The organism is Methylobacterium sp. E-065 (genome assembly GCF_022829605.1).
Lineage (GTDB): Bacteria > Pseudomonadota > Alphaproteobacteria > Rhizobiales > Beijerinckiaceae > Methylobacterium.
In genome coordinates this window covers 91,644-112,705 of sequence record NZ_JAKSYD010000289.1, presented here as the reverse complement: position 1 = coordinate 112,705, position 21,062 = coordinate 91,644, and the positions used below count along the sequence as shown (strand labels likewise).

Annotated in this window: 22 protein-coding genes and 1 tRNA gene; 12 read left to right on the top strand and 11 right to left on the bottom strand. The window is 62.7% G+C overall.

What is annotated here, in order from left to right:
- Window positions 1-34: 34 nt before the first annotated feature.
- The 3 genes from MKK84_RS32515 (at window position 35) to MKK84_RS32505 (ending at window position 2,673) form a co-directional block, all read left to right on the top strand.
- Window positions 35-823 carry an alpha/beta fold hydrolase gene (locus MKK84_RS32515; RefSeq protein WP_243926715.1) on the top strand — a complete coding sequence of 263 codons (789 nt, stop codon included), beginning with the start codon at window positions 35-37 and terminating at the stop codon, window positions 821-823.
- A gap of 143 nt (window positions 824-966) precedes the next feature.
- A complete protein-coding gene (locus tag MKK84_RS32510) occupies window positions 967-2,049 on the top strand; it encodes a catalase family protein (RefSeq protein WP_243926712.1) in 1,083 nt (360 codons plus the stop codon).
- 54 nt (window positions 2,050-2,103) lie between these two features.
- Complete coding sequence (locus MKK84_RS32505) at window positions 2,104-2,673, top strand: type 1 glutamine amidotransferase domain-containing protein (protein ID WP_243926879.1); 570 nt, start codon at window positions 2,104-2,106, stop codon at window positions 2,671-2,673.
- A 112-nt stretch (window positions 2,674-2,785) separates the two neighbouring features.
- Here MKK84_RS32505 and MKK84_RS32500 read toward each other — a convergent pair whose 3' ends face one another.
- The gene (locus MKK84_RS32500) at window positions 2,786-3,199 is read right to left on the bottom strand and encodes an ester cyclase (RefSeq protein WP_243926711.1); all 414 of its coding nucleotides are present in this window, start codon (window positions 3,197-3,199) and stop codon (window positions 2,786-2,788) included.
- A 375-nt stretch (window positions 3,200-3,574) separates the two neighbouring features.
- Here MKK84_RS32500 and MKK84_RS32495 point away from each other — a divergent pair, with 375 nt between their 5' ends.
- The 3 genes from MKK84_RS32495 (at window position 3,575) to MKK84_RS32485 (ending at window position 5,165) form a co-directional block, all read left to right on the top strand.
- Window positions 3,575-3,973 carry a DUF1622 domain-containing protein gene (locus MKK84_RS32495; protein ID WP_243926709.1) on the top strand — a complete coding sequence of 133 codons (399 nt, stop codon included), beginning with the start codon at window positions 3,575-3,577 and terminating at the stop codon, window positions 3,971-3,973.
- 12 nt (window positions 3,974-3,985) lie between these two features.
- The gene (locus MKK84_RS32490; RefSeq protein ID WP_243926707.1) at window positions 3,986-4,318 is read left to right on the top strand and encodes a DUF1622 domain-containing protein; all 333 of its coding nucleotides are present in this window, start codon (window positions 3,986-3,988) and stop codon (window positions 4,316-4,318) included.
- Between the two features lie 319 nt (window positions 4,319-4,637).
- Window positions 4,638-5,165: a histidine phosphatase family protein gene (locus MKK84_RS32485; protein ID WP_243926705.1), complete on the top strand. Its 528-nt coding sequence runs from the start codon at window positions 4,638-4,640 to the stop codon at window positions 5,163-5,165.
- Window positions 5,166-5,225: 60 nt separating this feature from the next.
- On the opposite strand, the gene MKK84_RS32480 is transcribed toward MKK84_RS32485, so the two are convergent.
- The 6 genes from MKK84_RS32480 to MKK84_RS32455 form a co-directional block, all read right to left on the bottom strand.
- Window positions 5,226-5,486: a hypothetical protein gene (locus tag MKK84_RS32480; RefSeq protein ID WP_243926703.1), complete on the bottom strand. Its 261-nt coding sequence runs from the start codon at window positions 5,484-5,486 to the stop codon at window positions 5,226-5,228.
- Window positions 5,487-5,930: 444 nt separating this feature from the next.
- Window positions 5,931-6,587, bottom strand: a complete 657-nt coding sequence (locus MKK84_RS32475; RefSeq protein WP_243926701.1) for a TetR/AcrR family transcriptional regulator — start codon at window positions 6,585-6,587, stop codon at window positions 5,931-5,933.
- Window positions 6,588-6,775: 188 nt separating this feature from the next.
- The gene (locus MKK84_RS32470) at window positions 6,776-7,264 is read right to left on the bottom strand and encodes a DUF892 family protein (RefSeq protein ID WP_243926699.1); all 489 of its coding nucleotides are present in this window, start codon (window positions 7,262-7,264) and stop codon (window positions 6,776-6,778) included.
- 161 nt (window positions 7,265-7,425) lie between these two features.
- The gene (locus MKK84_RS32465; protein ID WP_243926697.1) at window positions 7,426-8,097 is read right to left on the bottom strand and encodes a DUF2461 domain-containing protein; all 672 of its coding nucleotides are present in this window, start codon (window positions 8,095-8,097) and stop codon (window positions 7,426-7,428) included.
- A complete protein-coding gene (locus MKK84_RS32460) occupies window positions 8,094-9,458 on the bottom strand; it encodes an FAD-binding domain-containing protein (RefSeq protein ID WP_243926695.1) in 1,365 nt (454 codons plus the stop codon). The genes MKK84_RS32465 and MKK84_RS32460 overlap by 4 nt, the downstream gene beginning before the upstream one ends.
- Before the next feature lie 411 nt (window positions 9,459-9,869).
- Window positions 9,870-10,241 carry a DUF2958 domain-containing protein gene (locus tag MKK84_RS32455; RefSeq protein ID WP_243926693.1) on the bottom strand — a complete coding sequence of 124 codons (372 nt, stop codon included), beginning with the start codon at window positions 10,239-10,241 and terminating at the stop codon, window positions 9,870-9,872.
- 219 nt (window positions 10,242-10,460) lie between these two features.
- Here MKK84_RS32455 and MKK84_RS32450 point away from each other — a divergent pair, with 219 nt between their 5' ends.
- Together MKK84_RS32450 and MKK84_RS32445 are read left to right on the top strand one after the other, a co-directional pair.
- Window positions 10,461-11,030, top strand: a complete 570-nt coding sequence (locus MKK84_RS32450; RefSeq protein WP_243926691.1) for a tyrosine-type recombinase/integrase — start codon at window positions 10,461-10,463, stop codon at window positions 11,028-11,030.
- A 337-nt stretch (window positions 11,031-11,367) separates the two neighbouring features.
- Entirely contained in the window at window positions 11,368-13,137 is a 1,770-nt protein-coding gene (locus MKK84_RS32445) for a retron Ec67 family RNA-directed DNA polymerase/endonuclease (RefSeq protein ID WP_243926689.1), read from the top strand.
- 101 nt (window positions 13,138-13,238) lie between these two features.
- Here the strand turns inward: MKK84_RS32445 and MKK84_RS32440 are convergent, their stop codons facing one another.
- The 4 genes from MKK84_RS32440 to MKK84_RS32425 form a co-directional block, all read right to left on the bottom strand.
- Window positions 13,239-14,504: an argonaute/piwi family protein gene (locus MKK84_RS32440; RefSeq protein ID WP_243926687.1), complete on the bottom strand. Its 1,266-nt coding sequence runs from the start codon at window positions 14,502-14,504 to the stop codon at window positions 13,239-13,241.
- Between the two features lie 146 nt (window positions 14,505-14,650).
- A complete protein-coding gene (locus MKK84_RS32435; RefSeq protein ID WP_243926685.1) occupies window positions 14,651-16,306 on the bottom strand; it encodes an SIR2 family protein in 1,656 nt (551 codons plus the stop codon).
- A gap of 241 nt (window positions 16,307-16,547) precedes the next feature.
- Window positions 16,548-17,870 carry a tyrosine-type recombinase/integrase gene (locus MKK84_RS32430; protein ID WP_243926683.1) on the bottom strand — a complete coding sequence of 441 codons (1,323 nt, stop codon included), beginning with the start codon at window positions 17,868-17,870 and terminating at the stop codon, window positions 16,548-16,550.
- A 204-nt stretch (window positions 17,871-18,074) separates the two neighbouring features.
- Window positions 18,075-18,151 (bottom strand) — tRNA-Met (locus MKK84_RS32425).
- 243 nt (window positions 18,152-18,394) lie between these two features.
- Between MKK84_RS32425 and MKK84_RS32420 the strand changes: the two genes are divergently transcribed.
- The 4 genes from MKK84_RS32420 (at window position 18,395) to MKK84_RS32405 (ending at window position 21,026) form a co-directional block, all read left to right on the top strand.
- Window positions 18,395-18,826, top strand: a complete 432-nt coding sequence (locus MKK84_RS32420) for a CHRD domain-containing protein (RefSeq protein ID WP_243926681.1) — start codon at window positions 18,395-18,397, stop codon at window positions 18,824-18,826.
- Window positions 18,827-18,914: 88 nt separating this feature from the next.
- A complete protein-coding gene (locus MKK84_RS32415) occupies window positions 18,915-19,253 on the top strand; it encodes a hypothetical protein (RefSeq protein WP_243926679.1) in 339 nt (112 codons plus the stop codon).
- Window positions 19,254-19,378: 125 nt separating this feature from the next.
- Window positions 19,379-20,293, top strand: coding sequence for an aldo/keto reductase (locus MKK84_RS32410; protein WP_243926678.1), 915 nt, complete (start codon window positions 19,379-19,381; stop codon window positions 20,291-20,293).
- Complete coding sequence (locus MKK84_RS32405) at window positions 20,283-21,026, top strand: NADPH-dependent F420 reductase (RefSeq protein ID WP_243926676.1); 744 nt, start codon at window positions 20,283-20,285, stop codon at window positions 21,024-21,026. The genes MKK84_RS32410 and MKK84_RS32405 overlap by 11 nt, the downstream gene beginning before the upstream one ends.
- Window positions 21,027-21,062 lie beyond the last annotated feature (36 nt).

Sequence of the window (21,062 nt, the reverse complement as noted above, 5' to 3'; positions counted from 1 at the left end):
AGTCCGCTCGTGGCGAGTTAAGGACAATGCCGTCATGTCCCTGCATTTTGAACGCGTCGGCACGGGCCGGCCGCTGCTTATGGTCCATGGGCTCGGGTCCAATCTCCGCACCTGGGATCCGCTCGTGCCCGCATTACGCGGCTCGCATGAACTGATCCTGGTCGACCTGCCGGGACATGGCGGATCGGCCCCGCTCGCGGGTCGGCAGACGATGGAGGCCCATGCGGACGCCCTCGCCGGCTTCGTGCAGTCGCAAGGCCTGACGACGGCGGACCTCGTCGGTAGTTCGGTGGGAGGCCGGCTGGTGCTGGAGCTGGCGCGGCGGGGCATCGGTCGGCACTGCGTGGCGCTCGATCCCGGTGGCTTCTGGCGTGGGTGGGAAACGGGCTGGCTCCACTGGACGCTCGCGGCATCGATACGCTTGGTGCGGTTGCTGCGGCCCTTCCATCCCGGCCTGTCGCGCCACGCCGTCACCCGTACGCTGCTGCTCGCCCAACTGTCGGCCCGCCCCTGGGCGCTGCCACCGCAGCTCGTCGTAGGGGAGCTGCGGAGCCTGGCGGCCACACCGGTGTTCGATGCGATGCTGCGCGAGCTGGCACGCGGGCCGTTGCAGCAGGGTTCGGCAACGACTCCCGGACTCGTCACCATTGGCTGGGGCCGTCAGGACCACCTGCTGCTGCCGCGCCAGGCCGCACGCGCCCAGCTAGCATTCCCGTCGGCCCAGCTGCACTGGTTCGAGCGCTGCGGCCACTTCCCGCATTGGGATCAGCCTGCCGAGACGGCACGCGTGATCCTTGAAACGGTTGGGAAGGATGCGCTTTAAACTGGCTTGTCGCGCACCCGAGCCCGCGGCCCCTTCGATATTCGGAACGGCCTCCCGTTCCTGATTCGATACGTCGAATCCCGAGTCCGCTGCTCTCTCCTGCCGCGATCCGCTTCAGTTCCCCGGTCACCGTGAGGAAGATCATGACCTATCTTCGATACGCCCCCGACATCGAGAAGCCTGCTGCGGACGAGCAGGAGACGATTGACGGCATCATCGCCGGCATGACGCAGCAATCCGAGACGGTGAAGAAGCGTGAGCACCATGCCGTGCGTGCCAGCCACGCCAAGAGTTCGGCCTGCGTAACGGGCAAGCTGGCGGTCGCCGCCGGCCTGCCGCCGGAACTGGCGCAGGGGTTGTTCGCCATGCCCGGGACGCATCCCGTGGCGGTTCGGTTCGCCCAAGGGCCGGGCGAGACCCTGGGTGACCGGGTGTCGACCCATCGTGGCATGTCGATCAAGGTTTTCGACGTCCCTGGGGAGAAGCTGCCCGGCCACGCGGTCGACACCCAGGACTTCGTGCTCGCGACCGGCACGACCTTCCCGTCCGGCACGGCGGCGGGCTTCCTGCGCGACGGCACGGTGATCGGCAAGTCGACGGGCCTGCCGGAGGGCGTGAAGAGCGCGGTGTCCTCCACCATGCGCAACCTGAACAAGGCGCTTCATGCTTTCGGCACCGAGAGCGCGTTCGCCGACTTCTTCGGGCACCCCTACAGCCATCCGCTGGCCGACAGCTACTTCAGCCAGGCGCCGGTCCGCTTCGGCGACTACGTGGCCAAGCTCGGGGCCGTGCCGACGGGCGAGGCGCAGCGCGCGTTATCCGAATGGCGGCTGGACCCGAACCAGGACGAGGACGGCTTCCGGCACGCTACGGTCGCCTTCCTAAGGGACAACGAGGTGGTGTTCGAGCTGAAGGCGCAACTCTGGGCCGATTCCGCGCGGCAGCCCATCGAGGACGCCTCGGTGGACTGGCCGGTCTCGGTCAGCCCCTACCGCACGGTGGCGACGCTGCGCCTGCCGCGCCAGGACGCCTACTCGCTGGAGCGGGTGCGCTACTTCGACGAGGTGATGACCTTCCGCCCGGCGCACAGCCTTGCGGCGCACCGCCCGCTCGGTTCGGTGATGCGGGCGCGCCTCCAGGTCTACCGGGCGCTGAGCGACTTCCGCCACCGCGAGAACGGCGTGGCGGCCGAGGACACAGCCGGCATCGACCGCATCCCGACGTGAGGAACGGCGTGAACGGCGCCTCCGTTGAACGACGACATCCAGAAGGACGATGACATGAGCTTACAGGGCAAGAAGATCGCGATCCTGATCGCACCGCGCGGAACGGAGGAGCCGGAGTTCGCCAAGCCGCATGAGGCCGTGAAGCAGGCCGGGGCGACCGTGACGGTCATCGGTCTGGAGGCCGGCGAGGCCGAGACGGTCAACAACGACCTCGATCCCGCCGGCCGGTACAAGGTGGACAGGACCATCGATGGGGCGTTGGCCGCAGACTACGACGGGCTCGTCATTCCCGGTGGCTGCGTCGGCGCCGACAAGCTCCGGGCGAGCAAGGATGTCGTGGCGTTCGTCCGGGACTTCTTCGCCGCGGGCAAGCCGGTCGGGGTCATCTGCCACGGCCCGTGGACCCTGATCGAGGCGGACGTCGTGAAGGGCCGGACGCTGACCTCCTACCCCACGGTCCGGCGCGACATCGAGAACGCCGGCGGCACCTGGGTCGACGAGGAGTTCGTCTGCGACAAGGGGCTCGTCACCAGCCGCACGCCCAAGGACCTGCCGGCCTTCTGCGCCAAGATCGTCGAGGAGTTCGCGGAGGGCCGCCATCCCGACCAGGCCCGAAGCGCCTAAGGGGTCGGGAAGCCAACGACTGGCCTCACTGCGTCCGGGGGCGGTCCATGGGCCGCCCCGTGCCAAGCCTTGACGACGTTCCGTGGGGGGGACGCCCTCGCGGAAGTCTCCATCAGCCCTCGATGGCGCCGATCTGCTTCAGGATGCCGAGTTCGTCGGACAATCCCCACCGCTCGACCATCTTGCCGTCGACGAAGCGGCCGATCTGCATGCCGCGGACCTTGATGGCCTTCCCGGTTGGCTTGTGGCCGTTGAAGTCCCCTTGGTGCGTGCCGGTGAGCGTGTAGGCGAAGGCGACGCTGTCCCCGTCGGCCACGAGCTTCTTCACCTCGACCTGCATGTCGGGAAAGGCCGAGCGGAGCTGCGTGAAGAAGACTTGGTATCCCTCGGGACCCATGTGCTGGCCCGGCGCCGGATCGTGGTCTTGGCAGTCCGGGGCTACGACCTCGGGGAATGCATCGAATCGGCCGGTGTTGACGAGTTCGCCGAACTTCTCAGTCGCCTGTATGCTGGTCTCGCGGGACATGATGTTCCTTGAAGCTTGAAGGTGGCCGGACGGTGCCGCGCCTCTCGATGCACCGGAAACTCCCTCCACGGCCGGACGCTGCCGGGGACGTCGTCCAAGACGGCGGATGTGGTCGACCCGTACGCCGTTGTCGGCTTCGATCGATTGAAACTCACGGAGCGAGCGATCGCCCGGCGCGGAAGGCTGCCGGCTGGGATGGACCGCGGGGATGCGGACGAACGTATTCGCCTGCTGCATCATCAATTGGGTCGGCTTTCAGATGACCGACGATCCCCTCGACTCCCTGCCGCCGGATCCTGCCGACGGCGACGACCATCGACGGGTGAGGCGCGAAATGGTGCCCCGCTCTGGGGGCGATCTTGTTCGAGGTTGCGTATGGAAGAGACGATCAAGGCGTTCACGCTGTGGCTCGCCGTCGGCACGGAGGCGGCCGCCGCACTGATCATCGGTTTGGCCACCATCGAGGCCGTCCTCTCGGCCCTGCTACTGTTCGTGCCCGGGGCAGCCTCGCGCATCGTCGGGGAGGGGCCGCAGGCCGCCAAGGAGCAGGTGCGGCTGAAGCTCGGACGGTGGCTCGCGGTCGCGTTGGAGTTCGAGCTGGGCGCCGACATCCTGCGGACGGCCGTGGCGCCGACTTGGTCGGAGATCGGCCAGCTCGCGGCCATCGCGGCGATCCGCACGATCCTGAACTACTTCCTTCAGCAGGAGATCGACAAAGCCGAACGGCGATCCCCCGCCGGGCCCTCAACCCCGCCGACCGCCGATCCGGGCTGAGGTGCCGTGTCCATGCTGCAACTCGACGCCTGGATCCGCACGTTGGCGACGCTGATCGAGTTCGGCGGCGGTCTGCTCGTCGTGTTCGGCTGTGCGCGAGGCTTGGTGCGACTCGCCGTAGGGTTCGGCAGCCGCACCAGCATCGTGGCCGCCCGGCTCGCCGTCGCCGATGGCATCGTGGCCGCACTCGGCTTCAAGACGGCGGCGACCCTCCTGAAGACGATCGAGCTGCGGAGTTGGGAGGCGATCCTGATGTTCGTGGCCGTGTTCGCGCTTCGCACATTCGTCAAGCAGGCCCTCGTACGCGAGGAAGCCGGGCTGAGGATCGACCGGCAGCTTGGTTGAACGCCGCCTGCGCGGTGACGACGAGATCCACGCGGTCGTCGACCGGACGCTCTTCCGGTCCACCCAAGCGGCAACACGAGCGACGCCCGCGATCCTGTGAGGGCAGGATCCGGAGCGCGGGCGTCTTCTGCTTACCAACCACGATCCGCTCCCAGCGGAACGGCGTGCGCGAACGTCGGCCCCAAAGGCTAGCTGCACGCATGCGACTCTGACTCGCCTTGCCTGGTTCGAAGCTGCGAGGGCGTCTCCAAGTGATCGGACCGCTCCGCACCGCGCTGTTTCCGATGGACAGGTCGAAAGGCAAGCCGCAAAGGACCCCATGGGCCCTGATCGCATCCTCATTATCCGTCACGCCGAGCAGCATGGCGCTCCCGGAATTGACGGCGATGGCCACCCCGATGGGCACAGCCTCACCGTGCGCGGTTGGCAGCGTGCCGGTGCGCTGATCCCCTTCTTCTGTTCGGGACAGGCGACGGTCTTCGCCCCGAATGCGATCTTTACCTCGGCGGTTGCCCCGGGTAGCGAGAGCCGTAGACCTAGGCAGACCGTCGCTCCCCTGCACGCCGTCCTGCGCGAGCGTGGCGAAGTCGCGTACGACGAGCGCTTCACCAAACCCGAGACCGAGGCTCTGATGGCCGAGGTAATGACCCGTGGCGGTACCGTGCTGATCGCCTGGGAGCATTCCCGCATCCCAGCCTGCGTCGCAGCGTTGCCCGATGCTCCGTCCGTCCCGTCCGAGTGGCCGAACGACCGGTACGACCTCGTCTGGGCGCTGGAGCGGCGCGGCAGCGGATGGGCCTTCACGCAGATCGCGCAACGTCTGCTCGCCGGCGACGGACGCGTCTGAACGCACCTGGGACGAAACCGGGAGGTGCCGGTCGTTGGGCGCGCGACCAGCATCAAGACTTCATTTCATCGGGTCGAGGATCTGCGCGCGGATCCAGGCCCACTCGTTCGTGGTCTTGTTAAACAGATCGTTCCTGTCCTCTGCGTTGAGATCCGCTCCGAAAAGATCGGACTCATTCGCGCTCTTCACGACCTGATCGAGATTGGTCACGACCGTTCTGACCTCGTTCGCATGCTGGGTACCCAGGATGGCGAACAGGCGCACGGTGAGTTGCTCCAGAATGGTAACGCGGGCTCGCAGGCGGAGGGTGGTGTCGTCCATGGAGCAGTCCTCGATATCGGGGGTCTTGCGGAGCAAGCTCCTCCCGAGAATGATTTCGTGGGCGCCGAGTTCGTCGTCCGGACACCTTTCGCGTACCGCGGGCGCCTCGATCGTCCGACAGCGGTCCATCGACGACCGGGTCGCTGCATTCTCCAGAGCGGACGGACAGCCTTCGGCTCGATCCGGCCAAGGTCCACGCGATCTTCCAAGCGGGTCCGAGGCCATCGGCTAAAGTCCGAGCGCTCGTGGATTACCTGGGTACATCGCTTGAACGGGCCTGATTAGACAACCCCCGCCCCAACCAGGGAGGCGAGGAGCGTACCGCTGCCAGATCCACAGTGGGATGGAAGTCCGCTTTTGAAAGCCTCGAAGCCTCGCGTGTACGGCTGGGTTGGGTGGAAAGCGGCGCGACCGCTTTCAGTCACGAAAAGCTCCAAGCGGACATCAACGCTGTCCGTTCAGCAGGATCTCGGCGACCTCGGGCACGTCCCGAGTCGCCCGCTCGCACAGTCCGGCAAGATCCGCACCTGAAAAGGCGTGCATGTAGAGGGGGTGGAGGGCCATCTCGACGAACCGTGCTGCCATTGGAGTTGCATCCGTCACCGCCGCGTCGGAGCCGTCCGTGGCCAAGCACTGCGCGATGCAGCGGACGCATCCGCCAAAGCCGATACGGAACCCCTCGCAACCGAGCTCGGGAAACGCCTTCGCCTCGGCGATGGTGAGGCGCATCAGGGCGATGCTCTCCTCGGCCAGGGTCAGGTTGGCGAGCTCGATGCCAACCTGGACGAGGCGTTCCTTGCGCGTCCCGTTCGTCGGGACGATGGCCATTTGGGCCTGCAGTTCGTCGACGTAGCGCAGCACCACCGCCGAGAAGAGCGCCTCCTTGGTCGGGAAGCGGCCGTACAGCGTCGTCTTCCCGGTGTGGGCGAGATCGGCGATCTGATCGACCGTGGTGCGGCCGAACCCTTGCTCCAGGAACAGGGACGAGGCGACGGTGATGATGCGTTCCTCGATTTGTCCGGCCTGGTCGGCACGGGGGCGTCCACGGCGCGGGCGGTCCGGCGACGAAGGGACGGGGGTACGCTTGCCGGACTGGTCCAAGATCTGAACCGATTTCACTGGGGGACGCATGCATCGAAGGTGGTGCGTTCGAACGGCCGAGCCAAGTCGTCCCGGACGGCCGTCCACCTGTGATGGTGAGTGGCGACCGACCTGCGCGAGGGGGCGGAGCGCAGGTCGGTCGCCGTCATCACGAGGCCGGTCGCCCCGTGATCCCTGTCGCCAACGAGCTAAGCGGCCTGCTTGGCGACCGTGGCCTCGGCGACCTTGGCGTAGCGCGCGTCGAGCGCCTTGCTCTCCTGGCTAAGCCGCGCGAACGCCTCGGCCTGCTTGGGCAGGTCCAGCGCCTTGGCGTAGATGGCGTGGTTCGCGAAGGCGACCTCGACGTAGGTCAAGCCGGCCCGGGCGCCGAAGCTCATGGCGACATCGTGGGAGTCGTCGTCGGAGGCGGCCTTGACGGCCATCTCGGTGCCCTCGGCGATGCCGGCCTGGATACGGTCCTTGAAGTCGTTCGGCTGGGTGTCGAGCTCCTTGAGAAAATCGATCATCGCCTGATGCTGGCGGCCGCAAAGCGCCGCGCCCTCGCTGGCCAGCTTCTTGAACTCGGGATCCTTGAACTGCCCTTCGGCCTGGGAGGCTGCCGCCTTGCCCTGCTCGGAAGCCGAACGATAGGCCTGGAGGCCGGCGATGTACCAGGTCTTGATCGTATCGTGGGACATTCGGATTGCCTATCTGTTGGGGCGTACGATCCGCCACGCCCGAGGGAGATGCGGTCCGCGGGGCGATGCCCGGAGCATTAAAAGGACGATGTCGTCCTATTATGGGAAGTCGTGGTTCGGCCCATGGTTCCTGGCCGGTGCCGCTCTTTCGACTGGGGCCTTCAGCCGGCGATGGCGTCGTTGAGGTAGCCCACCAGGGGCTGGGCCGCCTCGAAGGTCTCGACGACCATGTCCAGGGCATCCTCGTCCTGGAGCTGCTTGTTCGTCAGCTTCCGGTTGGCGCAGAACCCCTTCATGCGCAGGTACTCGATGGCCGGGTGGTCGGGCTCGTATCCCTGGGGCGCCCGTTTCAGCTCGCCCGGGCTCGTCAGCCCGTCGGGGAACATTGCCTTCATCTCGCGGGACTCGACCACGCCGGTCCACTTCGGCACCGACGCCGCGATCCGCTTGCGGATGTGGTCGAGTGCCTTCGGCTCGGTCGTGAAGATGCCGCCGCCCGCGTAGCAGCCGCCCGGCTCGACATGGAGGTAGTACGAGGCCGACCCCTGGTAGTCGCCGACGCTGTTGAGCATCACGAACAGGTCCGTCTTGTACGGCGGCTTGCCCTTGGCGAAGCGCATGTCCCGGTTGATGCGGGTCACGCACTTCGTCGGCTCGGCGTTCGCTTTCTTCACCTTTGGGTCGAAGCGGGACGCCGCGTCGATCAGGAGGCTGGCCACGTCGACGAGGTTAGACTTCGCGCGCTCGTAGTCGTCCCGATGCTCCTCGAACCATTCCTTGTCGTTGTGGGCCGCGATGCCCTTCAGGAAGTCGAAGGTGTGCTTCTCGATCATCTGGGGGCATTCCTATCGCCGAAATCGAACGATGGGGTTTCGTGCACCGGACGCGCCCCGAGCACCGATGACTTCGCCCCCCAAGCCGCACGGGCTGCGCGAGCGGCGGTCAGGTGGTCGACCAGGGGCGGCGGTAGGGGCGATGCTGGATGCAGCCATGGCTCGTGGGCGAACCCGGCCGGAAGGCTGGCCAGTTCCGGCAGCCAGGCGCGGACGTAGCTCTCGTCGGGGTCGAGGTCGCGGCCTTGCTTGACCGGGTTCAGGATGCGCGACCCGCGATCCTGATTGACCCGACCGTCGTTGATCGCGACCTGAAGCCAGGTGATGCCGGGCTCGTAGTCGTCGAACATCTCCGCCAGAACCGTCCCGACCTCGAACGGAGGCAAGCCCAGGAGCTGCACCGCATAGGAGGCGGCAAGCTGGCGGAGACGGAAATTGATCCAGCCGGTCGCCTTCAGCTCGCGCATGGCCGCATCAGGCATGGGAATGCCGGTGCATCCGTCCCGCCAGGCTTCGACCCTGCGCCGCATCTCCGGCGTGATCGGGAGCGGATGCAGGTCGTCCTCATAGCGGGAGAAGGTCGTCAGGAAGCCGGGACGGTAGCGGACGCGCCCCTTGAAGGCGCCGAAGGATTTCCCCGCGACCGTACGGGCCTGACCCGGGTTCGCGCGATGCCAGGCGCGTTCCGCCGCCTCCGTTTCGACCCTCGCCCTGTCGCTGGACAAGGTCCCCGCCGCAAAGTGGGTAGATAGCAGGCTGGTGCTCAGCCGGTCTCGGCCCGGCACCCACATGCCGGCCAGGTAATCCCGCTCCGGCAGAACCCTTAGGAAGGCCCGCAGCAAGGCTATCGGGTGATCGTCCGGCAACGCTCCCGGTGCGACCTCGGCCGCATCGGTCAGGAACGGCGCGTCCGGCCTGGCCCCTCCCGCTCCCTTACGACGTATCATCTCGCCGTTGACGGTCAGCAGCGGGATACAGGCCGCCGCCAACTCGTCCGCCCATCGCTTGTGATGGGCAAATTCGGCGGCCATGACATCGGCGGCGTTGCGGATGACCACGGTACATCCATGCCGACGATAGGCCGCCGCGACGGACGTGTCCTCACCAGAGCCGCGCACCTCGAAAGATATGCCTTTGGCCGAGAAATGCGCCTCAAGTCGCGCCTCGGCTGCCTCCTCAAGAGCGCGCCGATGCGGAGTCCGCCCGGGTCGCCCCCGCGCCTCCGGGGCGATGCGCAGCACCGCCAAGCCCCCGTAGCCGGTAATGGCCCGCTGGAGGGCAAGATTGTCCTCCAGCCTCAGATCTTCGGCAAGCCAGAGAAGGACCCTGCAATCGGTTTGTGGGACGGTCGCTGCACGCATTGGAGAGAAATAGGACGATTGCGTACTATTTCAACATCAGGTTCGCGGGCGGGATGCGGATCGTCCGCTTCTCGTGCCGAGCCGACGTTGCGGGGCGGTCGACGAACGACCGCTTATAGGAAGCGCCGATAGCGATCTTTGCGGCTGGGTTGGGTCGATAGGAGGCTGTCCGCTTTTCCGGCATATCTGCTCCCAAGCAGCCGTTCCGCTTACGGTCAATCTCAGTCATCCAGAGCGGCCAAGCTCAACGTCCGCTTCTGAGCAGCTTGTCAGGAAACGAGAATGACTGGATCCTAATCGGCCATGCAAATGGAGCCGTTCAGGAGCCGCTTGGTCCTCTGAGTGCGTGCCATGGTCGACGCACCGCCGAACGAGGCGAACGTCTCGTCTACCCACCGCACCCCCCTGGGTTCAGCGTCGGTTACCCGAGATGTTGGTTGTCAGTCGGCCAAGCTCCACGATCCGACCAGCGGCTCGCGCCGCGCGTGCGTAGGCTGAGATGGGGAGCGTGGCCCGGAAGGAGAGATCGCGTTCCAGCCCGATCACGAGGCCAGCACTGACCTCCTTTAGCTCCTCCAAGCTCACGTAACCCAGCTCGGGCTCGCCGAAGCCGAGGTCGCACAGCCCGTACAGGGTGTCCCCATCGGGCTCCATCGCGCAGATCAGCCAGGTGGCCGGACCGGTGGGGTTGAACAGCTTGAGCACTGGGTGATGATCGCGTTCTCGATCTCGTCCATTGGTCAGAAGCAGCTCGCGCGTGGCAACGTCGATCAGGGGCAGCATGAGCATCCTCGAAATTAATACGAGGAGCGTGCAGCCGTAGGAGCTTGAGGGCGAGCTAGCCAGTCCTGACGAGACCGCAATCCAGAACATCATAAAATACTACTTTTATGATGTTCTGCCCTAAGTCGTTGAATTAGCTGCGATCCACAAAACAATCGCCCTCGCGCGTCTCTGGAAACATCATGCTTTGCTGCAAACAGCGCAAAATGTGAGGTTTCGATGAAGCAGGCGCGCGTACCCACTGAGGCTGAGTTCAAGCGGCTGCTGGCGGTGGTAGGGCAAGGGAGGCACGGCCCTCGAAATCGAGCTGCGCTGATGCTCAGCTACCTCGCTGGCCTACGCGTCGGCGAAATCGCGGCTTTACGATGGGGCGATCTTCAGGACGGCGAGGGAAGGGTGCGTGAGCAGCTCCGGCTGAGCGCGGACGTGACAAAGGGTGGGCATGCGCGTGTGGTTTTCATGAACGCGCGCCTGCGTCGCGAGATCGAGCAGTTCCGTGCCAGCCTGTCCGCCGCGCCGGATCCGAAGGGGCCCGTTCTGATCACCCAGAAGCGTACGGCTTTCAGCCCGAACACGCTGTGTCAGCTGATGCGGAACTGGTACGATGACGCTGGTCTCGACGGTGGCTCCAGTCACAGCGGCCGACGCTGGTTCATAACGCGCTTGGCCCATGCCGGGATTTCACCCAAAGCCATCATGATGCTCGCAGGACATCGTCACCTCTCGACTACGCAGCGCTACATCGATGTGAACGACGAGATGATGCGCATTGCGGTAGAGGTACTCTGAACTCACCGGACTGATGGACCTAAACCTCAACTCAGGCGCTAATGGTGTTGCCCCCCTGATCGGCGCGCAGGCGTCATAGCGGCGATCAGCTTACGGGATCCGTTTGTCGACGTACCGGGATCCCCTCCCGCTGCTTGAAAGACCGCGATAAGTCGGCCACTATGCCATCGGCTTGCGGGCAGATTTGTTGTCGCGAATCGCGGCATAAGACAACGATGTCAGGGGGTACTTGCTCCCAGGCAACGATCCTAGAAGAGCATACTCGATGACGCCTAAAGTAAATCCGCGGCGTTGCATAGGAGTGCCCGCAAGCTTCACCTATAAAAAGGTCTGACTATTGTTCAAGTTGCAGGCGCTTCGCGATGCGAAGAAACTGGAAGATGTTGCCAGATTAGTCGGTTTCACGCCCAAAGGGTTATCATTCGTACTTTACAAGCTTCCAGATTCAAAAAAATATAATTCTTTCGAGATTGCAAAACGTGGTGGCGGCAAGCGCCAAATAAAGGCACCAGAGCCCAGCTTGTCGCTCCTGCAGCGAAGGTTGGCGACGCTTCTTACGGAATGCCTTGAAGAGCTGAAAAAGGCAGCTCCACCTCGCCGGTCGCTGGCCCATGGTTTTGAAAAGGGTCGCTCCATTATTACCAACGCGCAGCTACACAAACGCCGCCGTTACGTTTTTAATGTCGACTTGGCGGATTTCTTCCCTTCGATCAATTTCGGTCGCGTCCGTGGATTTTTCATCAACGACAAGAATTTTAGTCTGCAACCTCCGGTCGCAACAGTGCTGGCGCAGATCGCGTGCTTTGAGAATCAACTGCCACAAGGTAGCCCATGCTCACCAGTCATATCGAATTTGATCGGTCACGTCTTAGATGGACGACTTGCACGTTTTGCTAAGACGCACAAATGCACCTATTCGCGTTACGTTGATGACATCACGTTCTCCACTAGTCGCAAACACTTCCCGCCAGAAATCGGGACACCAATTGCTGGCACCGCTGCATGGCAGGCTAGTAACGAACTTCGCTCGCGGATTGAGAATGCGGGCTTCAAGATCAATGATAAAAAGACGCGAATGCAGTACCACGCATCTCGACAGGTTGCCACCGGCCTCGTAGTGAACGAGAAGGTCAACGTTAGGCAAGAGTATTTTCGCGCCGCACGAAATATGTGCGACGCGTTATTCAAAACGGGCAGCTACTTCCGTATGGTGCCCGCTACCCTTACCGGCGGCGCCGTCGGTGACCCACCAGTCAAGAACGTGATCACCAGCCACAACCAACTGGGTGGAATGCTCGCGCACATTTACCAGGTCAAAAACAGCACCGATCTGCGCGCAGACGACGTAAAGAAAGCGAAGCCGACGGCGACGCGATCGCTTTATTTCCGATTTCTTTTCTACAAAAACTTTGTTGCAAACAAAACGCCAGTCATCGTCCCGGAGGGCAAAACGGATACGGTTTATCTCCGTGCAGCAATTCGCTATTCTTCAGCTTATCATCCTCGGCTTGGCGAACTAAAAAGTGGCAAGCTTGAAACTAAAATCAGATTTATGAACTTTTCGAAAATTGTGCATGATGTGATGCAGCTCGGTCATGGCACAAGTGAGCAGAAATTTCTAATTGCTGATTACGAGCGAAATCTTCGCGGTTACCGGCACGCTCCACTCGCGCACCCCGTCATCGTTCTTTTCGATAATGACGATGGAGCCAAAAGTCTTTTCGGATATGCCAAAAATAAGCGCCATTCGAAGATCGGCCTCGATTCGACAGATCCGTTCTATTATCTCGGCTATAACCTTTATCTGGTCAAAACTCCTGAGTTTGGCGGCGGTAAAAAGAGCTGCATCGAAGATCTCTTCCCATCGGGTCTTCTTAAAACGATCATAGATGGCAAAGTCTTTGATCCAAATAAGGAGCACGAGGAGGCCGGCAAATATGGCAAGGTCGTGTTTGCCAAGCAGGTTGTGACACCCAACGCATCCACAATCGACTTCAGTGGCTTTGCGCCGCTACTCGACCGGATCGTTGCCGTGCTCGATCACCACGCGACGCTTAAAAAGGCACCTCCGGCGCCGCTTGCAGCCGCGTTAGTGGCAACATCTTAGGTTGCCTGAGTTCACTTCAAAAGGGAGGCAGAATCATCAATTTGGAAAAGCACTCACATCCTTTATCAGCGCATTGCTCAAAGTCTTATTGCTTTGAAAGCCTATATGAAAAATCGGAACTGAAATGTTCCTTTTCCAATGGCGGGCATACGTTTTATTACCTGGGCCAGCGTTTTTGCGTAACTCATCGTTACTGGGAGAGGGTCGTAAAGGCCATCGTTGTTCCAGTTCATCTTGGATAGCGCCAGAGCCGCACGAGCAGTGTCGTCCCATGGTCCATGGCCAGCATGTCTGACGAGGCGGATAGGCCGGGGTGTGCTACGCCCTCCCTGAAAGTATGGGCGGCTACCGATTGAATCGACCGTGCCGTGCATCCAAAGCAGCGCGTCTTTGCCACTAAGGCCGAGCAGCGTGCCGCGCTTTACGGGATAACGATCAGCCTGGGAGCTCCCCAGTTGGTTTCCCGTCTTCTCCCATCGTACCGCCTGCCAACCTACGTCCTCAACAACTTGTACCAAGTCGACAGCTTCGCAGTGCTTTAGTGCTTCGAAGCTACCGTTAATTTCTGCGTCTTTAAATTCGGTCGATTTGTGAACCATTACTCGCGTTGGGGATCGGCCACCATGACGCCGTCGATACACGTCCAACGACCGAGTTAGAACACGAAACATTTCTGTCTGAGAAAGAAATGGATTCTCCCGCTGTACATCCACTTCCGTGGTGTCATAGGCGAGAAACTCTAAGCCAGCACCGTCAGCGTTGAAGATTTGACTACAGCAAGTTACGAAACGCGGTTGAGCAGATTGCATTGGACGCAGCGCGTATGAAATGCCGATGTACGCGGTATCGGGCATGACATCGGCAAGCCTCCATGGAACGCCGCCGGCTTTTGCATAAAGTGCAAGTCCGATGCGCCACATTACACTTGCACGGCAACGGTAGGCGAGCGCGCTTCCTTCGCGAACGATTTGGATGGGAATGCGTCGCCCTGCTGTGAACGCCTTCAATTGGTGATGCAGATCAAAATCGTTCGGGCCATAGAAAGCGTTCGCCCAGCGTTCTGGCAGATATATGAAAAGCACGTCGAACTCTGAGCGCTCAGCATCGAGCAGCTGGATCGAACGAACGATGCGCTCATTTAAAAGCAGCTCGGGTGCGGCACATTCTTCGAGTTTATGGTCGAGATCAATATCCAATTCGTTCAGGCAGGAACTCGTCGCTGGCGCGAGGTGTGTCTGAAATACGCTATTGAAACTTGTCCAGTCCGGCAGGTAATCCGTACGTTCGCGTGGCTTGGCGGGTCGATTAAGCTCTTTCAGGAAGTTGAAAAGTCGGCGAGACTCGCCAGCCGGAGTGAGTGTCGCCACCCGAATTGGCGATGGCGTGAACGTGCTTGAAAATGGCCCAAACCGCGCGAGGCCTCGAAGAGGGTGGATGTCCGCATCTCCTGGTCGATCGGGATGGAACAGCAGTCGAGCTTCCGGAAGCCGAACATGTGGCTGTAGTTCGCTTCTCACGGCTTAACCGATCTCGAGAACGCCGTGCGCTCGCCCACCGTGAATACAGCATCGAGCCCGTCACCGATACCAAGAGCGCGCAAGTTTTCACCTGCCATGCATTGCGACCAATAATCAACAAGTTTGTCAAATGTAGAGTTATAGCGACGAGCAGTCCTTTCACGAGCAAAGTCAGATGTTATTGCCTTTGTCGCTTCGCTTGCGCCTGTGAAGACAATGCGGGGTTCGAATAATAGCCACAGCTGATCGCTTGCCCAGTCGAGCCGCAGCCCTATGCCTTCACGCCACGAAATGGCGTGATCCTTTGGAACGCTGCCGCTAATTCTTTCTAATAAATTGCGCAAACCGTCCCAGCGCTCGTCCGATGGTTGCTTGGGAGCGAGTAGATCGTGATGACCCCGCGTCTGTACGTCCATCTGACATGCTTTTGAAATTGCAGCTACAAGTGCGCGTCGTAGCAGATTTCGTTCCTGTGAGTCATAACGTATCCGCCGAGCTTCGAAGGTCAAAATACCAAACTCTGCGATTCCAAACGGCTTGAACAACCGCCTGAACTCGTGATCGCTTCCAAAGCCAAGCACACCCGATTTCGAGCGTGTGACGATCAAGCTACTATCAGCAGCATCAACGAGTTCGCGCACCTTCTTTACTCCCCCAATTTGGCATACGACTTTTCGGCAATTGGTTGGGTATGTAACAGGGAGGGCGTTCATCCGGAGGAGAGGATATGACCTCATACCGGTGGGAGGCGGCGCGAAAGAAAACCGCCTGCGCTCTTGTGCCTCGGCACGCAGGTGGGTCGTGTCGACCTTTGGTAGGAGTCGGAGCAGGTCGAGCATCACCTCATCGAAGTTTTCGATCCGTATGAGGCCGCACTCGACCCCTAAAGCGCTCGCCCGCGAGAGTAGGCGGCTAACGCGCGAGAAAGGAGCATTATCTCCACGGTGGAACCAGAACAGGCCGCCAGGATAGGCACCAGGCTCAGCTAGGCCCGCTTCCAGAGCGTCCATTACGGAATCGTCTCGGCCGCTATACCCTGCCACGATCAACCCGAACCTACGACAAGCGTCGATGAGCTGCTGACGAAACTTAGCGTCCTGATGACGGAGTTCTTCACCGGTGTTCTTTAAGCGTCGTGAGCGGAAATCACCGTGTAGTTTGACCTCTATTGGCCACTGTTGTTCCGAGATAAATTCGCCGGCGAGCACACTTCCATCTAACGATGCTGTGCTTAGCGCAGCCGTGGTGCCGTATGTCCGCGCGCATGCGTCGGCAAGCAAGTGATCGAAGTTAGTCGTCCACACGAGGTTGGTATGCTTTGCTTTCATCAAGGCCGCCAGGGCTAGATGACCTTGTGTCGGCTTCATATTACGGACCATATCTTCTATATAAGTCCGCCTGTCCTGTTCCTGCGGGTACGTTGCCTCGAAAAGCGCCGAATATTCCTCTGGGGCACCAGGCATGGGTAGTGTTTCGGATTCTGCAATGAAGGCGTCCAATAACGCCTGGACGGCTACATGCGCGAGATCGTCGAGAGTTTGCCGCGATACTTTACGTTGTGTGACGTAAAGCTCGCGCTTGAATCTCCAGATCATATCCCAAGCGGTCGGTATGCCTGCGGCTGCCGATACGCCGGCGCCGAGCAACCACATCAATCTTCCTGGCCGCAGTGAGAAGCGTCTCGCGAAATCGTCTGAAGCTATCTCTGCAGAATCGTATGCATCGCTCATTGACGCGTGAGCGTAGCGGATCGATGGCTAGTTGCTAGGCCCACCTCCACCGTGGTTGCAGTTAGCTGTGGGCCCGATGGCAAGGTGGCCCCTTTGAGTTGCGTTACAAGAACCGTGTGCCGACTTGCTCTTTTGATGCCTTACGAGCAGCCGCAGACCTGAATCAGGCGCGCGTCCACTCCGGACGGAGTCGATCTACAACGCGCTCGAGCCGCACCTGACCATAATGCTTGTCGATCATAGCGAGGGAGGTTCGGCAGTTACGCGCCACGTCCAGAACCTCGGCTCCGTTCGCGAGCTGTTCGCTGATGTAGAAGTGGCGCAGCGAGTACGGCGTGCGCTTGATGCCCCTGTGATCCCGCTCAAGACCGGCAGCTTTTACCAATTCGGTAAAGCCGTTGGCGACCGAGGCGATGCGCTTGCCCTGCTCGTTGGCGAACACCGGATCCGAATCATCAGGCTCTCGGCTCATGCTGCGCTGGAACAGCATCCAGAGCGTATCGAACCATGGGATCGCGGCCTTCTGCGGGATGGCTTTGCCGCTCTTGCCCTTGCCCCGCACCTGCAGCCGGATGTCTCGGTCGTCCACGCTCTTACCGCGGCCAGCGCGGTAGCTCAGCACGTCGCCCCAGGTCAGATTGTACATCTCGGTAGGGCGCAGGCCTGAGAACGCGCCAATCATAACGTAGGCGTGCAGCACAGTGCGATCGCGCCGAGTGTGGTCGTCCAGCCGCTTGATGCGCCAGGTGCGTCGATCGCTGGCCCTCACTTCAGCGCCGGTGCCGTCCATGATTGGGTCCACCAGCCGGCTGAGGCTCACCGCCTCCAGCTTAGCGAACTCGTGCGGCTCAAAGCTTGGCCGCCGGTTGTCGGGCGAGCGTCGGGCCTTGATGCTGATCTCCGGCGGCGTCTTCAGATAGCCCTGCCGCGAGGCCCAGCGAAGCAGCCCACGCAGCACCACGCTCTCACCGCGCTGGCGGCTCAGGGACGGCGCAGATCGCCGCACGGGCCGCCGCAGACGGTGGCCATCCCGCTCGTACTCGATGTGTGTGATGAGCTTGCCGGGACCCTCGGTCCAGTAGGTGCGCCGCCATTCCGCGTAGCGCTCGAGATCCGTCTCGGTGACCGCGTCGATGGGCTTCTGGCCGAAATAGCCGATGAAGTAGCGGCGAATCACGGCGGGCTCGCTCTTGCCCTGGTCGGCTCGGCGCTCGCCTCGTTCCACCTCACGGAGGATCTGCGCGATATACGCCTCAGCCACGCCGTCGAAAGTGTGGGTTTTGGCCGTGAGCCCCTGCTTGGCTCTGTAGGTGGCCTCGTACCAGATGGCCTCGGCACGGCGCTCTGCCTCTCGCTCGTCATCGGTGTCGAGCGAGCGCTTGAACTGCCCCTGCCCCTTGATGCTGAAGCGCACCTGCCACCGGGTGCTGCCGGTGCGCCGGAACAGCTGGTAGCGCTCGGCTTGGACGTTGCCAGGGGTGCTCAAGATGCGGCCCTGTTTGGTTACTGCGGTGCAGAGGACTGCGCTAGAAGTGCGCTAGGCTGCTCCGAGAGCCCCCAGCAAACCGTTACGCCCGCACGACAATTTTTTCGGCTGCGCTAGCGCTGTTCTAGGATTTAAAGCCGAGATCTGCAGAGAGCAAGGCAAACAAAAAGCCCCGCTAAGTACTTGGCGGGGCTTCGGAATTGTTGGTAGCGAGGGAGGGATTTGAACCCCCGACACAAGGATTATGATTCCTCTGCTCTAACCAACTGAGCTACCCCGCCACGCGCCGAAACCGCGCTGCGCACGGTCGACGTGGGCGGTATAGGGAGGGCCGGCGCATGGTGTCAACGGTCTCACGCGGGCAAATCGCGCGAGCGCGCGGGGCGATGGTTCGCGCTGCGGACATGAGACCAAACGAAACCACCGTCCCGCCCCGCAAGCGGTCGGGCACTGTGCCGGCCGACGCGTCGCGCTAGGATGTAAATCGGGCTCGCTGAGACCCGACTCAACACCTGGAGCGTTCGATGACGCGTCACGCCTGCCGATATCTCGCTGTTGTGCTGGCCTTGGCGGCGCCTGCCGCCCAGGCGGCCGGGGCGGGAGCCACTTACCGGGCGACCCTGGACGCAGCCGGCGAGGTGCCGCCCACCCAGTCGAAGGGGACTGGCGAGCTCACCGCCACGTTCGATCCGGCCACCAAACGCCTGAGCTGGAACGGGAGCTACAGCAACCTCACCGGTCCTGTGACGGCAGCCCATTTCCACGGGCCAGCCAAGCCAGGGGAAAATGCCGGGGTCCAGGTGCCCGCGACGGCCGCGGCCAGCCCGTTCACCGGCGAGGCGACCCTGGACGATGCCAAGGCTGCGGATCTCGAAGCCGGCCGCGTCTATTTCAACATTCACACGGCGGCGAATCCGAAGGGTGAGATCCGCGGACAGGTTCTGCGCGCACGCTGATGGCACGGGCACGCTGACGGCCCGGAAGCGCCATCTCGACGCGTGGCGGCAGTGCCGGTAGGCCGATATCTCCCTGCCGGAGGTGTCGATGAAGCAGACCGAAGCCATCATCGCTTGGACGCCCGCCCGTTGGTCCGAGCTCAAGCCTGAGACGGCCGGGCAGGTTGTCGTCCTGCCCGCGCCCGACGAGGCCGGGGTGGCGAAGCGCTACGTCATGCGCGCGGGCGCCAGTTCGTCCGCGCTGGCCGGGCTCTCGGAAGAGGCGCGCATCGCCCGGCTGTTCATCGATTTCCAGACGCTCGTCGTACGCGACGGCATCGATCCGCAGGTCGCCCACCGCGCCTTCCTGGCGATCGACGAATACCGGTTCCGCATCGCGCCCGATACCGAGGGCGCCGAATTCGAGGACCCGCCCGAGGAGGATTAGTCGGGCGCATACCCAGCGCTGGCCGACCTCGGACATCCGATCGCGCAAGCGTGAGAATAAGGAATACAAAATCGCACGCAGTGCCCTATCTCGAAGGGGCGTCCCGACCTCTCCGGATATCGGCCATGCCCCTCTCCCGCCGCGCCGTCATCGCCGCCGCGGCCCTCGCGCCGCTCGCCCGCCGCGCGGCCTTCGCGGCCTTCGCGGCCGAGCCACTGATCCGCCGGCCCATCCCGTCGAGCGGCGAGATGCTGCCAGCGATCGGCATCGGCACCTCCCGCCGGTATGAGGTGGAGCCGACCGCCGACAGGATCGCGCCCCTCAAGGAGGCGGTCCAGACCTTCGTGTCCCTTGGCGGGACCGTGATCGACACCGCACCGAGCTATGGCACCGCTGAGGACGTGCTCGGCGCGATTCTGGCAGAGACCGGCCTGCGCCAGAAGGTCTTCCTCGCCAGCAAGGTCGACACGACCGGCCGAGACGAGACCCTCAAGGAGTTCGAGCGGTCGTTGAAGCGGTTGAAGGTCGAGACGCTGGACCTCGTCGCGGTCCACAATCTGATCGACGTGACCGAGAATCTTGCTGTGCTGCGCGACCTGAAGGCCGCGAAGCGGATCCGCTACGTCGGCATCACGGTCTGGCGCGACAACCAGCTCGACGCCCTCGAAGCCGTGATGAAACGCGAGGCGCTCGATTTCATCCAGGTGAACTACGCCATCGACAACCGCGCCGCCGCCGAGCGGGTGATCCCGCTGGCTGCCGAGCGCGGCATGGCGGTGATGACCAACGTGCCCTTCGGCCGCGACCGCCTGTTCAAGGCGGTCCAGGGCAGGGAGCTACCGCCCGTGGCGAAGGATCTCGGCTGCACGAGCTGGCCGCAGGTCTTCCTCAAATACGTGCTCGGCAACCCGGCCGTGACCTGCCCGATCCCCGGCATGGCGAAGGCCGCCTATGTCGAGGACAACCTCGCCGCCGCCCGCGGGAAACTCCCCGATGCGGCCCAGCGCAAGCAGATGGAGACCTTCATCGATGCGGTCTGATCGTTTCACCCGCCGTACGGCGCTTGCCCTGGCGGCCGGACTATCCCTGGCGGCCGCGGTTCCCGCCCTCGCGCAGGACGGGACCAAGAAAATCCGGATCGGCGTGATCGGGGCCGGCAACATTGGCGGCACGATCGGAAGCCTCTGGGTCAAGGATGGCCATGAGGTGATGTTCGCCTCACGCCATCCCGAAACGCTCGCTCCCCTGGTGTCAGAGCTGGGTCCGATGGCGAAGGCCGGCACCCCGGAGGAGGCGATCAAGTTCGGCGAGGCCGTGTTCATCGCCGTGCCGTACAAGGCCTATCCGGATCTCGCGAAGGAGATCGGTCCTGCGCTCAACGGCAAGATCGTGCTCGACGCCGGCAATGCCACGCAGAAGCGGGACGGCGCACTGTACGACGAGGTCCAGGCCGGCGGCATCGGTACGACGTCGGCCAAGTATTTTCCCGGCGCGAAGCTGGTGCGCGCGTTCAATGCGGCCAACTACAAGGTCTTCGCCAAGGAGGGCGCCGATGGCGGCAAGGGCCGCGCCGGCGGCCGCATGGCGATCCCGATCGCAGGGGACGATCAGCAAGCCCTGAAGGTCGCGGCAAGTCTCGTTCGCGATGCCGGCTTCGACCCGGTCGTGGTCGGCCCGCTCAAGGATGCCGACAAGTTCGCGATGGGATCGCCCGGCTTCGGTCACGACGTCACCGCACCGGAACTGCGTGAGAAGCTCGGGCTCACTCAGTGAACCGATGCGGGTACGCAGCCATCGTCCCGGCGGGGC

What these genes read in the sequence shown, in the direction of transcription:
- MKK84_RS32515 (WP_243926715.1), top strand. Translation starts at nt 35, where the DNA reads ATGTCCCTGCATTTTGAACGCGTCGGCACGGGCCGGCCGCTGCTTATG.
- MKK84_RS32510 (WP_243926712.1), top strand. Translation starts at nt 967, where the DNA reads ATGACCTATCTTCGATACGCCCCCGACATCGAGAAGCCTGCTGCGGAC.
- MKK84_RS32450 (WP_243926691.1), top strand. Translation starts at nt 10,461, where the DNA reads ATGAAGCAGGCGCGCGTACCCACTGAGGCTGAGTTCAAGCGGCTGCTG.
- MKK84_RS32410 (WP_243926678.1), top strand. Translation starts at nt 19,379, where the DNA reads ATGCCCCTCTCCCGCCGCGCCGTCATCGCCGCCGCGGCCCTCGCGCCG.
- MKK84_RS32405 (WP_243926676.1), top strand. Translation starts at nt 20,283, where the DNA reads ATGCGGTCTGATCGTTTCACCCGCCGTACGGCGCTTGCCCTGGCGGCC.
- MKK84_RS32415 (WP_243926679.1), top strand. Translation starts at nt 18,915, where the DNA reads ATGAAGCAGACCGAAGCCATCATCGCTTGGACGCCCGCCCGTTGGTCC.
- MKK84_RS32500 (WP_243926711.1), bottom strand. Translation starts at nt 3,199, where the DNA reads ATGTCCCGCGAGACCAGCATACAGGCGACTGAGAAGTTCGGCGAACTC.
- MKK84_RS32470 (WP_243926699.1), bottom strand. Translation starts at nt 7,264, where the DNA reads ATGTCCCACGATACGATCAAGACCTGGTACATCGCCGGCCTCCAGGCC.
- MKK84_RS32485 (WP_243926705.1), top strand. Translation starts at nt 4,638, where the DNA reads ATGGGCCCTGATCGCATCCTCATTATCCGTCACGCCGAGCAGCATGGC.
- MKK84_RS32480 (WP_243926703.1), bottom strand. Translation starts at nt 5,486, where the DNA reads ATGGACGACACCACCCTCCGCCTGCGAGCCCGCGTTACCATTCTGGAG.
- MKK84_RS32460 (WP_243926695.1), bottom strand. Translation starts at nt 9,458, where the DNA reads ATGCGTGCAGCGACCGTCCCACAAACCGATTGCAGGGTCCTTCTCTGG.
- MKK84_RS32435 (WP_243926685.1), bottom strand. Translation starts at nt 16,306, where the DNA reads ATGTGGTTGCTCGGCGCCGGCGTATCGGCAGCCGCAGGCATACCGACC.
- MKK84_RS32465 (WP_243926697.1), bottom strand. Translation starts at nt 8,097, where the DNA reads ATGATCGAGAAGCACACCTTCGACTTCCTGAAGGGCATCGCGGCCCAC.
- MKK84_RS32455 (WP_243926693.1), bottom strand. Translation starts at nt 10,241, where the DNA reads ATGCTGCCCCTGATCGACGTTGCCACGCGCGAGCTGCTTCTGACCAAT.
- MKK84_RS32420 (WP_243926681.1), top strand. Translation starts at nt 18,395, where the DNA reads ATGACGCGTCACGCCTGCCGATATCTCGCTGTTGTGCTGGCCTTGGCG.
- MKK84_RS32490 (WP_243926707.1), top strand. Translation starts at nt 3,986, where the DNA reads ATGCTGCAACTCGACGCCTGGATCCGCACGTTGGCGACGCTGATCGAG.
- MKK84_RS32495 (WP_243926709.1), top strand. Translation starts at nt 3,575, where the DNA reads ATGGAAGAGACGATCAAGGCGTTCACGCTGTGGCTCGCCGTCGGCACG.
- MKK84_RS32505 (WP_243926879.1), top strand. Translation starts at nt 2,104, where the DNA reads ATGAGCTTACAGGGCAAGAAGATCGCGATCCTGATCGCACCGCGCGGA.